Annotated in this window: 13 protein-coding genes and 1 pseudogene; 7 read left to right on the top strand and 7 right to left on the bottom strand. The window is 39.6% G+C overall.

The annotated features are described in order from the left end of the window. Positions 1–27 precede the first annotated feature (27 nt). From ACLOAU_RS19040 to ACLOAU_RS19015, 6 genes and pseudogenes are all read right to left on the bottom strand, one after another. Positions 28–360 (bottom strand): integrase core domain-containing protein, encoded by a 333-nt coding sequence (locus ACLOAU_RS19040; RefSeq protein WP_427860334.1) that lies wholly within the window; start codon positions 358–360, stop codon positions 28–30. A 79-nt stretch (positions 361–439) separates the two neighbouring features. Then, complete coding sequence (locus tag ACLOAU_RS19035; protein ID WP_427862674.1) at positions 440–952, bottom strand: helix-turn-helix domain-containing protein; 513 nt, start codon at positions 950–952, stop codon at positions 440–442. A 407-nt stretch (positions 953–1,359) separates the two neighbouring features. Then, entirely contained in the window at positions 1,360–1,704 is a 345-nt protein-coding gene (locus ACLOAU_RS19030) for a hypothetical protein (protein ID WP_427860333.1), read from the bottom strand. 510 nt (positions 1,705–2,214) lie between these two features. Then, complete coding sequence (locus ACLOAU_RS19025; RefSeq protein WP_427863496.1) at positions 2,215–3,606, bottom strand: BspA family leucine-rich repeat surface protein; 1,392 nt, start codon at positions 3,604–3,606, stop codon at positions 2,215–2,217. A gap of 711 nt (positions 3,607–4,317) precedes the next feature. Then, a pseudogene (locus ACLOAU_RS19020) lies at positions 4,318–4,536 on the bottom strand (conjugal transfer protein TraO); the annotation flags it as partial. Between the two features lie 361 nt (positions 4,537–4,897). Further along, a complete protein-coding gene (locus tag ACLOAU_RS19015; RefSeq protein WP_427864303.1) occupies positions 4,898–5,038 on the bottom strand; it encodes a hypothetical protein in 141 nt (46 codons plus the stop codon). 859 nt (positions 5,039–5,897) lie between these two features. Between ACLOAU_RS19015 and ACLOAU_RS19010 the strand changes: the two genes are divergently transcribed. The 7 genes from ACLOAU_RS19010 to ACLOAU_RS18980 all read left to right on the top strand — a co-directional run bounded on the left by ACLOAU_RS19010 (position 5,898) and on the right by ACLOAU_RS18980 (position 12,138). Continuing rightward, positions 5,898–6,356 (top strand): hypothetical protein, encoded by a 459-nt coding sequence (locus ACLOAU_RS19010; protein ID WP_427860330.1) that lies wholly within the window; start codon positions 5,898–5,900, stop codon positions 6,354–6,356. Positions 6,357–6,399: 43 nt separating this feature from the next. Next, complete coding sequence (locus tag ACLOAU_RS19005) at positions 6,400–6,891, top strand: hypothetical protein (protein ID WP_427863495.1); 492 nt, start codon at positions 6,400–6,402, stop codon at positions 6,889–6,891. After that, positions 6,872–7,276, top strand: coding sequence for a hypothetical protein (locus tag ACLOAU_RS19000; RefSeq protein WP_427863494.1), 405 nt, complete (start codon positions 6,872–6,874; stop codon positions 7,274–7,276). The genes ACLOAU_RS19005 and ACLOAU_RS19000 overlap by 20 nt, the downstream gene beginning before the upstream one ends. 29 nt (positions 7,277–7,305) lie before the next feature. Next, entirely contained in the window at positions 7,306–7,500 is a 195-nt protein-coding gene (locus ACLOAU_RS18995) for a hypothetical protein (protein ID WP_427863493.1), read from the top strand. A gap of 984 nt (positions 7,501–8,484) precedes the next feature. Then, positions 8,485–8,856: a hypothetical protein gene (locus ACLOAU_RS18990; RefSeq protein WP_427863492.1), complete on the top strand. Its 372-nt coding sequence runs from the start codon at positions 8,485–8,487 to the stop codon at positions 8,854–8,856. Positions 8,857–9,137: 281 nt separating this feature from the next. After that, a complete protein-coding gene (locus ACLOAU_RS18985) occupies positions 9,138–11,567 on the top strand; it encodes a TonB-dependent receptor (protein ID WP_427863491.1) in 2,430 nt (809 codons plus the stop codon). 88 nt (positions 11,568–11,655) lie between these two features. Further along, positions 11,656–12,138, top strand: a complete 483-nt coding sequence (locus ACLOAU_RS18980; protein WP_427863490.1) for a DUF4442 domain-containing protein — start codon at positions 11,656–11,658, stop codon at positions 12,136–12,138. Between the two features lie 17 nt (positions 12,139–12,155). Here ACLOAU_RS18980 and ACLOAU_RS18975 read toward each other — a convergent pair whose 3' ends face one another. Next, entirely contained in the window at positions 12,156–14,345 is a 2,190-nt protein-coding gene (locus tag ACLOAU_RS18975) for a DUF4954 family protein (RefSeq protein ID WP_427863489.1), read from the bottom strand. Positions 14,346–14,356: the final 11 nt, after the last annotated feature.

The following is a 14,356-nucleotide window of genomic DNA, read 5'->3' as shown; positions in this document are numbered from 1 at the left end:
TATTTCAAGACATGTGAGACAAAATGCCTATCGATTTCTGTAGTACATTTTGCTGTTTCGTGGTATTATTTCGACTTCCTGTTCCCAATACTTTGTTGTTACATCTGGTTGAATAGGTATCAGGTTTTCCAATTCAAGAAGTTTTTCGTTTGGGGTCTTCCCATTCAATGATGCATGAGGGCGTTTGTAGTTATAGAAATTTTGCCATTCAAGTAATTTCGTAGCAAGATCGAGAGTTCTTTCTTTACGATTAATGATTGAATAAAACTCTGATTTATCTGTGAGTTGGGATCTTTCGACCTTTCCATTCAGATGTGGACTTCTAGGCTTAATGGGCCTAAATTTTATAAAATGAACCATTAGCTCTTCCTGGAATAAATCATTGAAAAGTTCGGTTCCCTAATCAGTTTGTATCCTATGTACAGGGAATTGAAAAGTATCAAGCACATAACCCAGACAATCTACAGTGGATTCTGCTTTTTATTGGGTACAGTTTAATTGCTCTCATCCGGGTACAATCATCAATGGCCGTGAATTGATAGCATTTGGCGCCTATTTTAGTAACATCCATTTGAACCCGATCTCCTGGAATGGGCCTGCTGTAGCGGGTTGTCTGCCCATGCTTCCTATATTTTTTTATGTTAGGCATTCCGCTCTCTTTAATTACCCGCCAAACCGTAGGTGCAGAAATATCCATATTATGGACTCGAAGAAGATGAAGGCTTATTCTTTGTGGGCCAAAATTATACTCAACTCGTATGGCTTTTATAAGTGTGACTAATTCATCACTGACCTTTTGTTTAGCTAAAACTTTTGGACGTGTGGAATGAACTTTTAAGGCATCCTTACCATTATCTTTAAATCGCTTTATCCATCTGTACAAGGTAGATCGGGGAATACCACACTTTCGAGCAGCTTTATTTATTGAACCCAGCTGTTCATAACACCTTATCCAGGTTTCTCTAGCTTTGATTTACCTTTGCTTAGTATCCATTGAAAAATGAATTAATAAATAACCTCCAACGGCAATCGTCTGCCACGAGCTTGCCCGTTTTAAACAGTTGTCTTTGATAGTTTTGACATGATAATGCCCGAATGAAGACAGGCAACTATTTTAAACAAGCCTTAACCAAATCTACGTAAATAATTATAGAGAAAATGTAGCGAAAGTCTTGAAACTTCACATATTAAGTTATTCCTCGTAAATACAATACAAATTCCTACCACTAATAAACGATTAGGTTTATTAGTGGTGTTTAAAGCATGAATAAGACAATTGGTATTGTTCTTTAACTACAATATGCAGCAAGTCTAAGCCTTTAATTTTGGGCCACCAGGCGGCGAAAAGACGCTTCCTTCCTATCGGACGGAAACGCCTTTTCGCTTATTAAAGCGGTGCAGCCCCCTTGATAAAATCTCCTGCTTCCCCAAAACCTCCCGCTGTATTTTCTCAAACAGGCTGCAAGCTTTTTCTTTGAACAATAAAAGACTTGTTCTTCCTGTTGGATTTTTTTCTTGGATATTCTTAAAAAAAAGCCATTCATTTTCTGTTAACTTTTCCCTATCCAGTATTTCTGGCTGGTTGGGGTCTAACATAACAGTTCCTCTGGTCATATTCATACGCTTTATCCACGACCAGTCTTTCACTTCATCCAGATCTTTGTTCCTATTCCTGACAACAATATTTTGTTCACTAAAAAGCACTTCCGCATCAAATGGGTTAGCCCTTACGATATTTCTTGCACTGAAATGATATACCGGGAGCAGGATAACAATTATAAAGGTGAAAAAAGTATATTATTCCCGATAGTAAAGTATTCAATTGTGGTAATGGCAGTCCATACCCCAATAGCAGCATTCCAATTATATACGGCCAGATACATTTCTAAGGAAGAAATTAGAATTTTGATCTCATTACATCTCTATAGTTGGTTTGAATTGACTTAACTACTACCATATCAGCTTATTTAAACTTTTTATTATATAACAAAGAACTGGCCAGAAATGAACGCAAATCAGGATCAATCCTGCAGCGCATTCGTGCCGGTCAAATGAAAGATTATCTTCCTTCATGGATAGAAATCGATTCCGATCACATTTTGAATTGCCCCGAAGATCTAAAGAACAAGAATAATATTCTACTTGAATATTAATAATATAAAAGCCCGGTCTTCGACCGGGCTAACCTTGTATATGATAGTAACATATGCCTCTTTATTCAGAAACCACTTTAATTACCTTGGAAAAGGTCCTTGTGCCATCCTTATCTGTTTGTGCTATTCTTATATAAAAAATCTTTTGCTTGTTATCTATTGCTTCACTTACAGATTTGCTACAGGAAATGACTACAACCAATACCATCCCTATCAGGGATAACATTAGACGGGATTTTCTTTTGCCTAAGACACCGAGGAACATAAAAGCGGTTAGACCCAATGCTGCCAATCCACTGTAAGCAGTAATAAATTCATAATGCAGCTCCTGGCTCGAATTCCCATTAATGGCTTTGCTCTTTATAGTACCTATTTTTGTGAAATTTGTTCCATCCGCAGAAACCTCAATATCAAAATGGCTATTACTGGTTTCTGTTAAACTTCTCCAGTTTACAATCAGTTGCCCATTCCTGTACCGCGCCTTCACGTCATTAAAAACCACAGGCAACGTCACTACACAGGACCCCTGTCCATCACCATTGATCGTCCAATTCAACGTATTAGTAAGCATATCACGATCAACTGCCGCCGCAACTCCATAAGTACGACCAACAGCACCCAATGGCACTCCCGAAGGAGTAAGTGGATTATTCGCCCAACCGTGCAATATGTGGCTGTAGTTCTCACAGTTGATTCCGCTGTTATCTAGCATCCTTGTTGCATTGGCTAGAACAGAAAGATCCCATATCCCGATATCTTGGTTAAAACTTCGAGCGCCAGAAAACATCCAATCCATTACAGTCACCTTACTAACATCCCAATTGGCAATTGGACGGTTAAAATTTCGTGCGTCTATAAACATTAATCTCATTGTTGTAACATTACCTACATCCCACCCCTCTATCGCCTGATTAAAGTCAGTAGCATAGGCAAACATACCTTCCATACTGGTAACCTTGCTTACATTCCAGTTTCCGATAGGTTGATTAAACCTTGGTGTGTTCCAAAACATACTTGCCATTGATGTAACGTTACTTACGTCCCAGTTTCCTATAGGCTGGTTAAAGCTGGTAGCAGAAAAAAATAACGCATCCATAATAACTACGTTGCTTACATTCCAATTCCCTATAGGATAATTAAAACTACCAGCCTCCTGGAACATTGCTGCCATGTTTGTTACATTACTTAAATCAGGAACATCGACAGGCCCTAGACCACCCAAACTACTACACCTGTAATATGCCCGTTGCATACTACTCCAGACCACATCGCCCCATTGTTCGATAGACAGCAACTTCCTGTTATCAACCAGCGGAGAAACGGGAAAGGCAATACGATGAAAAGGTATTGTACCAGTTGGTGTCATTGAAAGGCGGTAAGTACCGATAGAAGGGAACGTAATGGTTAATTCGTCCGCACCACTTCCATTGCCATTATTGCCTGGGTTTCCCACCTCCTCCCATACATATGTATAAGACCCCCTCAGCAGGTACCCTGATTTGATTAGTAGCGCTGACTCCGCTATTGTTTGTTTTCCAGACTGTAATGTATGGGCGTTGCCCTATAGCTTCAATGGCCAAAAATAAAAGTAAAAAAAAAGACATTTTTTCATGATAAGAATTTATAGAAATAATTAGAAAATAAGGAACGGCGTTGTGTCTGTATTTTAGCCCTATAGAATCGTTCGATTTTGAATTGACTATATTCAACCCAGAGCGAATCGTTATTTTGTTTTGTTGCTTAAAGAAGCTCCATTTTATTGTTAGTACATTGAAGAGTAGCAGCCACACTAGACGTACCTCTGGATTTTATAAAACTTAAACACAGTTAAATTTGAATATCGGAGTAAGATGCTTATTCACTATCAACTAAGTATCTTCAAAAGATCAAGCGAAAATTAGCAACTATCGAAAATTCAAATTTGACTCAATGATCTATTGATAGTTTTCTTTCTATAGCTATTCAGATATTAGCAATAATTAACTATATAGAAATTTTATTATCATTATTATTTAATATTAAAAGAAAAGTTTGCCGTCTGTTCATTACCAAAATTGTCCGCTATCCATATATCAATTCATGACCCTCTTCTCCTGAGTGTGCCGTAGAATAGAGTACAAACTTTTCAGTGTTTTGAAGTTGCAGGTCTGAAGCCCTCTTACGATCATCCCAGCAGATACTTACATTTTCCCTGCATCAACAAAAGAAGCCGGTTACCTAAATATGTTTCAATAGAAAGCCTGGCGCTACCACCATAGATAAATTTATCTTGACTTAGTATGACAGCGCTATTGGCAAATCTCTCTTCACCTCTGTTTATTGTCCCATAGCCACCTGTCACACTAAGACCCCAATTAACAGAAAAGTTCCTGGCCCAGTCTCCTAAATCGCCGAAGGAAAAATAAAATGGGTTGTCTTATTATAAGTCACATACACATCATAGGGAACGACAGCCCTATAAGATGTCTCCCTAATCGTATCGGCCTTAGAATTGTTGTCTTCATTTTGTGGCGCTAACGGTCGAGAACATAACCGTAAACAGGAGAACAAATCCTGTTATTGTCTCACACCTATTTTTTCATAGGTACTGTAATTAAGATTATTATTTTTTTCGTGAAGTAAAAACACCTGGTGGTCTGCCTTAACGGTAACTTTGATATGCCCGATCCTTTTTAGAGATATAGCCCGTAGTTCTCTGTATTACTTCTTTAGTCAGATCAGAGATCATATGCTGCCTCGCAGAACTACTCAGTGTTATATTGGTGCCGGCAGAACTGCTCAATCCCGGAAGCGATCTCCTTAAAGGCATTTACCTCCGGAGAATAGGGCAGGTTTAGACCCAGCTGACCATCCAGATCATAGGCCGAAATATCTATAGGAACTATATTACCTCTATATTTCTACGGACGTGATCTGTAGCACTAATCTTCCTTCCTGTATCTTTGCTGTCGCGGTCAACAGGGTTTCGAACGAGATTGTCATTTTAACGATCCTGGCAGGCTCAAGTGAACCATGAACAATAAGCGGATGCTCTTTAGATTTTGAAACCTTGGATATGGCATTACCCTTTTGAGAAATACGTCTCGATATCTGACAGGAAAAATCTTCCTACGGTAGCTCAGCCCCTTTAGCAATGCTATAATAGAACCATCTGTTAGTTTACTGTAATATTTTGCGTGTGTTCAAAATAAATATCTGGTTTAATGAAATTATTATATCCCGTAATGCGTGCAATTACAAACCCTAAAGTAATAACAGCCGCAACGGTATAATCCCTAAATTTCCTTTTCCTCTTTTTTGCCGAAAGCATTTATATTGTTGTGAATATTTTCAATAGATCGCATTCGCTCTTCTTGTGTGCTAAGCTCTTCATGCCCGTCGCTTCCGTTGAGAATATTTTCCCAAAGACAGTTATTCTTATGAAATTTTAACACTCACTAACGGACTTTAACTCTCTTTAAGAATTTTAACTGCGCTTTTTAAGAAAAAGTATTGCCTCGGAAATATGATATTTCACAGTACTCTTGGGAATATTAAACGAATAGCAATCTGCCCCTAGAATTTCCGGGTCTCACAATCAAGATAAGAAGTTCCCCAGCAAGCCTCTCCGCTGAATAAAGATATTTTCGGGTTAGATTACAGAATGTAACTAAGATCAACCACTCCAATAAAAAAGGCCAGTCATGAGGAGATTTCTCAAAGATTGTTGAATTCACTAATGACCCCAATAGTTTTCTTAATCGGTTGAACTGGAGCGATTCTGTAAAAACCCGGCTTGAAAAGCTATTTACAATAGTGGACTCTGTAGGTGAGGCTGGCTGTACTTTTCAACAACTGAAGCGAACTATTACTGGTTTTGAACAGGAAGTATTGGAAAGCACGCTCCCACAAATCGACAAAGAAGTGATTTTAAAAGCCAGCTCAACCGCAAGATTCTCTGGCTATCGGTGGAACTGTAAACCGAAGCTGTCAAAACCCTATGAGCCGACCCAACTCCTCACCTACTTGCAAATGCAAAACACCCCACTAACAATGGCAATGGTAAATAAAGACCGACCTGGCTTGTTTAAACGCGTGGGCAGGTGGATTGCAGTTACCAGCATAGACATTATGGGAGCTGTGCATTATTTAAGTGCCGCAGAAGGCGCTGTAGTCAGTGGTTACGCCGGCCTTACCATGGACTTGATGGATAAATTTCATTGATGAGATAGTGATATTGTGGATAAATTCTTTGAAAAGCGGAGTAATGAGTATTGATATTTTTAAAGGAATCGAAAAAGCCGAAGTGGAACAGTTTAGCAAAAGACTGGCGCAGGAAAGGCAAAGAGAGCAGCGGTTTGCTGCTATTCAGATTAAAGGTGAGACACTAGCGGAAAAAGACATCACATTTCACAAAACAGCCTTTGAAGCTTGCAAGTATATGTTAATGGCTCCTACTGATAAAGGGTATTACACCTTTCGATCTTTAAGTCTTTTAGAAGATGACGCAAAACGCATACTGAAGGAGAATATCGCGGAAAAAGAACAAGATTTAAAAAACGTATTTGCAATGGCCATCTCAAAGCAAATGGCAAAAGCTGATTGGTATTACGATTACTCTGATTGGGGATACAAATGGAATAAGGGTAAAAACGAGATAAAAAAGATAATCGCAGAGCTAAAACTCCTATCCCGGCTAGACGGAGGAATAGACAAGGCAAAGGAGCTATGGAAACTGCATGTCCCCCTCACTCCATAAACGAACCGTTTTTTTCTCAAAACCCAAGTTGCTGGATAACGCTATGAGCGGGATCATTATGAGACAGGACATCGCATCATTCCAAAAGGCACTTCTAGCCTTACAAAAGGAGGGATACTCCTTTGTTACTCTAAAGTCAGATATCTTAGAACTTCCCCAAGACAGGGTTAAAGGATTCACAAGTATTACGGATGCCAGAAACTATGTAGATTACAACAGCAGTCCGTCCAAAAGTTATTTGATCTATTCCATTGCCACTCTTAAGATCGAGCTTCAGCAAGCTTTAGCACCTAATAAAGATAACCTTTTACAAAACATTACGGAGCGTTTGAACGCGTATCAAAAAGAAGAGAATCGCTCGAGAGAAAATGAACCTCCTAGATGAGCATTTATGAAAAACTAAAATTGTGAAATATGTATTTTAAGCAAATGATTGGCTTTTTAGTAAAAGCTAGTTGCGATCACCGTGTAGGCCCCCATCATATTGCGCTTTACATTGCGATATTCCAGCAATGGTGTATGAACAATGGAGAAAATCCCGTTTCGATTACACAAGTCCGGCTACGGGATGTATCAAAGTTGGAAAGACAGCATATTACCGATGTATGAGGGAATTGGAAGAGTACGGTTATATAAAATATATCAGATCATATAGTCCGGTTTTAGGTAGCCTGGTTTATGTAGAGGATTTTACTTGAAAGTGATAATATCTCCTGATTCTTTATTGAAGGGTCAGGAGATTATCTTAATAATGTATTAAATGAAAGGAAGCAAAAAATGATTAGGAAACAAGATATAGTTGTCATGAAAGCTGTTGGCACTTTGCTTCAAGCCTTTTTTGAAGCCAGAAGAAGCGCTAATTTATTGTAACCTGGCCAGAACACAGTTTGCCAAAAAATGTGAAGAATTTGGGGTTTATAAGAAAATGGCGGTTACTTTAAGAAAGAAGACCTGGACAGGATGTTGAGCGGTGAGTATATTAATACGGGGCCGGGAAAGAAGATACGGGATCTTTAAGCTTTTTATCATCAACTTAATTTTTGTGGTATTGCGAACACAGTAGATATCAAAGATAATCCTCATTGGTGCGGCACGAAGCAAGGCCCAGTAACCGGTAAAAGGGAGTTGATGGAGCAAGTAGGTTATTATATTTGCTAATAACGGTAAGCAGGATTTCAACCGACTATTTACTCCGGTTTCTGGCGCTAACCTATGAGAGATGTGCTGTAAGGGATCCGATAAGGACGGTAAATAAAGGCTAACACTATGTATTCAACTAACATTTTTCGGAGAGAGAAATACCAATAGTTCACTCAAGGTATAGTGCTTGTGTTTAAAATATGTTATGGCGATAAATCCTGTTCCCACAACTGTAACATTCTAATCCTTCCTGCAAAATGTATATAGGAAGCTCAAAAAAGGAGCATCATTCTTTGAAAAGCACAAATAGAAACTCGGCTGTAGGTATTCACCATAAGAAAACTGCTATTCACCGGTGATTTCGACGTAGTTCGCCATTATGGTATTGACTCCAGGCAGCCCTTGAGCTTATGTTTGTGAAACAATTGATAATAACTACTACAAACAAATAAAATGAAAAATCTAATTCTGTCTGCCGCAACCTTATTAACGATCACTTTTAGTGCCGCTGCTTCGCCTGTAGAACCAGTTATAAGTGAAAAAGCGCAGGCAACTTTTACAGCTATCTTTAAAAGCGCCGTTGATGTAACCTGGAGTGAAACAGCCAATAGTGTAGAGACATATTTCACCGCTAATGACGTAAAGACCAGAGCTACATTTGATACCAAGGGCAACCTGATCCAAACTGTTCGCTATTATAAAGAAGATGCACTTTCCCCGGTTGTATTGGCTGGAGTAAAATCTTCTTTCCCGGGCAAAGAAATCCATGGCGTTACCGAAGTAAGCAACAAAATGGTGTTAATTACGAATCGTTTTAAAAGATAACAAACACTACACTCATATCAATGCCAACAGCACCGGTGATACTGAGGTAGTTTCAAAATATAAAAGAGGCGACAAATAACCTCGAACTTTTTCTCATGTAAAACAACGGAGGGGATTTCTATCTTCTCCTTTTTTGTTTTTCACAACATCGCGGGCCTCCGGCACTAACCTGATTTTAAGGCTAATTATTCCCTTTGGACAACTCATGAGAGTGTGTCTTATAATTTCTATACATTATTGTGTGGACTTCGTGTTTACATGTACTCAAATCATTTCAGGTTATGCAATTCAGATATATTCTTTCCATACTATTTTTGCTGACAACACATGTTTTATCAGCAAACGATGAGAAAGCCGGCTTGTCAGGTGTTGTAACAGATGTTACATCTCAGGCACCTTTGGCTGGCGCGACTATTTCAATACCAGATCTCAGGTTGACAACCACCACCGATGCTGACGGACGATATGAATTCAATGCTCTTACGGGTGGAAGATTAACGATTCAGATATCGTACGTAGGTTATAAATCCAAAGTTGAGATTGTAACGGTACAGGGGCAAACCATTCAAAACTTTTCTCTTTCCCGTTCGGTGGTTGAAAACGAAAATGTTACCGTTACCGGTGTTTCTTCTGCAACGCGTTTAAAGTATACGCCGGTACAGGTATCTATTATATCGAAAAAAGATATTCAACAGTCTGTAGGTAATAATCTTTTGGATGTAGTTGCAAAAGAGGCAGGTGTTTCTGTTGTTACTACAGGACCTGCAATAGCGAAGCCTTTTATCAGGGGGCTGGGTTACAACCGCGTTGTGACGATTAATGATGGTATCAGGCAGGAAGGACAACAATGGGGTGATGAACACGGGCTTGAAGTAGATGAATACAGCGTGCAAAAGATAGAAATTTTGCGTGGACCAGCCTCGCTCATGTATGGTAGTGATGCCATTGGTGGGGTGATTAATATACTAACCAATACACCCGTTGCCAACAACACAATACAAGCTAATGTACAGTCAACCGTAAATGCCAATAATCGCATGTTTGGTCAATATGCAAATGTAGCAGGCAATATCAATGGTTTGAACTGGAATGCTTATGGTAGTATTAAAACAGCCGGAGATTATCATAATAAATATGATGGCGACGTGTTAAACAGCCGGTTTAATGAAAAGAATTTTGGCGGTTATATAGGCGTCAATAAGCGTTGGGGATTTTCACACCTTATCTTTTCTCATTTTGATCAACACATGGGTATGGTAGAGGGAGAACGCAATGAATCTGGTCAGTTTGTTTATGATGATGCAGTACCCGGGAACAACATCATTAAAGGTAGAACTCCTTTAGAGCCCAATCAACGGGTACAGCACTTTAAAATAGCTTTAGATAACAGCTTTTCACTGTCAAACGGTGGGCGAATTACCGCGTTGGCCGGTTTTCAGCGCAATCAGCGAAGGGAATTCGGGCATGATCATGGTGAGGAAGAACATCATGATGAGGAAGGACACGAAGAAGAGCACGATCATGAACATCATCATGAGGAGTCTGAAGCGCCTTCTGCTTATTTCGATTTAAGAACGGTTAATTACAATATCGCGTATCATGTTCCCGAATGGAACAGCTGGAAGAGCAGTTTGGGTATTAATGGAATGGGCCAGAAAAATCAAAATAAGGCAGCTGAAGCAATCATACCAGATTATGGTTTGTTTGATTTCGGTATATATGGCGTTGCTTCTAAAACCTGGAATCAAACCACTCTTAGCGGAGGGCTGCGTTACGATACCAGAAGTATTAATAGTAAAGCTATGAACGATGAAGATGGGGCGGAGAAGTTCCAGGCATTTTCTAAAACCTTTTCCAATATTTCGGCCAGCCTGGGTGCCACACATGCTATCAGTGACCATGTTTCTGTGAAAGCCAATATAGCCAGGGGATTCAGGGCGCCTAATTTATCAGAACTGGCAGCTAACGGTGCCCATGAGGGAACAAATCGCTATGAAATAGGAGAGCGGGATCTTAAAAGTGAAATATCGACTGCTGTAGATGCGGGTATCGAGATTACTACCAACCACATCGACATAAGTGTATCGCCTTATTTTAATCATATTAGTAATTATATTTTTTATAACCGGCTACTGGCCGCTACCGGAGCAGATTCATTGACAAATGGAATCCCTACTTTTCGTTTCAGCCAGCAAAGTGCAAGGCTGATGGGCATTGAAGCGCGTTTTGATGTGCATCCACATCCGCTGGATTGGCTCCATTTTGAAAATACCTTCAGCTTTGTAAGAGGAAAATTTGTTGAACCGGTTGATGGGTCTGATAATTTGCCGCTTATCGCACCTGCAAGCGTGTTAACCGAGCTGAGAGGAGAGTTTACTGATGTTTTAAAGCTGTTCTCCAATTTATATGTAAAGGTTGAAATGAATGCTGTCGCGGCGCAGAACGATTTCTTTGCTGGCTATGAAACCGAGACCGCTACAAAAGGTTATGTTTTATTCAATGCCGGCCTGGGTGCCGATGTGAAAATTGCGAACAAAAAAAGATTTACTTTTAATGTAGGACTGCAGAATATAGGTGATGTAGGATATCAAAGTCACCTGAGCCGCTTAAAATATGCAGATGCCAACCCTGTTACGGGCAGGGTGGGTGTGTTCAATATGGGCCGTAATTTCACAGCCCGTTTGATTATACCATTTGAATGGAAATTATAATGTTGTTTCATTGAAGTAATAAACGTCACCAGCTACTGGTGGCGTTTATTATGTTTTATGTATTAACTTTATAGGAATCGATAAAGCTATGGAAACTGCAAACGGGTTTATTCAATTGGCTAATTCTCCTAAATTTAAATTTTTCCTGTTAAGGAAACTACCCTCGGCATATTTTAGCGGCGTGCGTCTGAGAGATTTAACGGAAAACACCTGCGAAGTCACGGTTCCTTTTAAATGGTTCAGTCAAAATCCATTTCGCTCTACTTATTTTGCATGTCTTGCTATGGCCGCAGAACTGAGCACCGGGGCATTAGCAATGGCGCATGTTTATAAAAGAAAACCTGCTGTTTCAATGCTCGTTGTAAAAATGGAAGCTGAATACTTTAAGAAAGCTACCGACGTGACAAGGTTTATTTGCACTAATGGTAAGGAATTCAGGGAAGCGATCATGGCAGCTTTGGATACCGGCCAGCCGCAGGTTTTAACCGCCCGTTCTGAGGGGAAAAATCCTGCAGGTGAACTTATAGCCCGATTTGCGATCACCTGGTCATTCAAGGCTAAAGCTGTTTAGGTATTGTTTCACCGAAGTTAAAGCAGTGTCTTTACCTGGTCTTTAAATGAGCTCAATTCTTCGTTTTGTTGTATAATAAAAGTATTGCTTTCAAACGATCCTAATACACTTTCCATCTCTTCCTTTGTATCATAAACCATATTCTTAAAGGCGTTTTTATAGTCTTTCTCTTTAGAGCTATAAACGCTTTGAGTAATCCATTCTTTGGTTTCTAAAGTTTGTTGAAAAAGACTTTTAAGATAGCTGATGTCTATTTTGTCGTAATCCCAATCGCCGGTTTTTATTAACAACGATAGGGCATGTAACATTTTCTGGGAACGATACTGTTGCCCTTGTTCATTATAAAACTGGTGTATTTGATCCCATCCTGCTACAGCTCCGTTCCTGATACTATCCAGGAGGCCGTCTAATTGATCTTTAGCAATAAGCTGTCCTCCTACATTAATCCACTCCTGTAAATCGCCGCTAAGCCTGCTGTTGCGTATTTGTTCAAAAAAACTATCGTAGTTGTTTTCACTAATGTACTTGATAATTTCGCTTCCGGCATAAAATAACAGCATGCGTTTATAAACGTTATAGGCTTGCTGAACTTTAATAATTTGTACTTCTCTTTTGGAGTTTTCAATGCCAGAGGCAAGCACATTTAGTTGGGTCACTATCGGGGAATTGTGCTCCAGTAAAGACTTCCCTTTGATGATAAATTCAGCATCGCTACCTATTATTTCGTTTTCCTTGTAAAAAGCTTTTCCCGTAAATAATTCTAATAGTTGAAGTGATTTATAGATCTCGTTCGCCGTATCGGGCGCGAGGCAGTTGAATTCCAGTTGTTGCTCTTTATTTATTCTTTTATCTCTTTCCGCAAATTTTCTCTCGTTTCTTTGAATAGCATACATATTATAAAGGAACCAATATGCAGGCATAATAACCAGCTTATTACTGCTTTCTTCGTTGCTGATAAGCGCAAAAGGAAAAGGAATATTTAGCTCAGCAGGGTAGTTACCTTTTGCTATCATAGTAAACGATGCAAACCTGGAGTTGTGTTTCAGACTTACACAAAGGCCCGGCCAAAACCCGCGTCCAGCCTGCAGTTCACCATCGGCACCTCTCGAATTGTGATTGGAACCAATGGTAGCGCCGGCAGCCATATTACTTTGTCCCATTACCAGCGCCGCGCATAAAAATGAATTGTTATGATGTTGCTCGTGGGCAGGGAATATCAATGAATTTAAAACCTCGCAGCAGGAAACGGTAGCATTTTCACCCAGGTAAGAATTGATAAGCCTGGCTCCATATTTTAACTGGGAGAACGGAGATAAGATAAAGCGCACTGCTTTTACTCCATAAAATGCCCGGCTGCCCAATCCCATAATACCATTCACCATCTCGCATCCTTCACCAATTTGTGATTTGGCTTTTTCGTTGGAGTTGATCGTAAGGTTTTTCAGTTTGTTGGCTCCCTTAACATAGGCATCCGTACCAATTTTAACGTCTTTAATAATATGGGTATTCTTGATCACTGTTCTTTTTCCAACGGTACCATAATATCCATGTATCGCATCAAATTTTCTTTCGGTAAACTGTTGAAACGCATGCATTAGCTTTTGATCGCCCCTGTATTTCGTCCATAGCCAGGCATCACCTGCTAACATGCCATCAAAGGGTAATACTTTCCTGCCACCGTTTTCGTTACACAATTCCATCCATATCCGAACACTTTCAGGCTCACCCTCTTTCAATATTCCATTTCCGAATTTAGCATGTGAGGTGCAGCTCATCTCATTCACATTTGCAATGATTACATCCTCTTCAATGATATAATGCCCGAGAAACTTTACATTACTGATAGATACGTTATCTCCTATATCACAGCTCACAATCTGGCTGTGATAAAGCCCTACAGGAAATTTTACTTCACTGAATTCAAGGAAATACTGCTCCAGTTTCCCAATGCGCACCAGTCCGTAAAAAGTACATTCTTCAATCAGGTGTATATCTATACCATCCCGCACTAATACATCATCCCAGTTCCCGGCCCTGTTGCGGTTTGATTGGAGTATGGTAATTTCCTGTTTGGTTAGCGGCCTGTAATCATTGGCCGGATTTTGCTGAAATCTTAAATAATACTCATCTTTTCCTTCCGGTAAAAATGTTGCAGGTATAAAGTTGTATCCCAGTTGGTCTGCTTTGTGTTTCTTTATTTGATTCATTTATATACGGC

This window comes from Paraniabella aurantiaca (assembly GCF_050309965.1).
Lineage (GTDB): Bacteria > Bacteroidota > Bacteroidia > Chitinophagales > Chitinophagaceae > Niabella.
Note: the sequence above shows the minus strand (reverse complement) of the source record. Positions and strands in the feature narration are given on the sequence as shown.

Coding starts and splice junctions, on each gene's coding strand:
- ACLOAU_RS18985 (WP_427863491.1), top strand. CDS start 9,138: ATGCAATTCAGATATATTCTTTCCATACTATTTTTGCTGACAACACAT.
- ACLOAU_RS19005 (WP_427863495.1), top strand. CDS start 6,400: ATGAGTATTGATATTTTTAAAGGAATCGAAAAAGCCGAAGTGGAACAG.
- ACLOAU_RS18980 (WP_427863490.1), top strand. CDS start 11,656: ATGGAAACTGCAAACGGGTTTATTCAATTGGCTAATTCTCCTAAATTT.
- ACLOAU_RS18995 (WP_427863493.1), top strand. CDS start 7,306: ATGTATTTTAAGCAAATGATTGGCTTTTTAGTAAAAGCTAGTTGCGAT.
- ACLOAU_RS18990 (WP_427863492.1), top strand. CDS start 8,485: ATGAAAAATCTAATTCTGTCTGCCGCAACCTTATTAACGATCACTTTT.
- ACLOAU_RS19040 (WP_427860334.1), bottom strand. CDS start 360: ATGGTTCATTTTATAAAATTTAGGCCCATTAAGCCTAGAAGTCCACAT.
- ACLOAU_RS18975 (WP_427863489.1), bottom strand. CDS start 14,345: ATGAATCAAATAAAGAAACACAAAGCAGACCAACTGGGATACAACTTT.
- ACLOAU_RS19000 (WP_427863494.1), top strand. CDS start 6,872: ATGTCCCCCTCACTCCATAAACGAACCGTTTTTTTCTCAAAACCCAAG.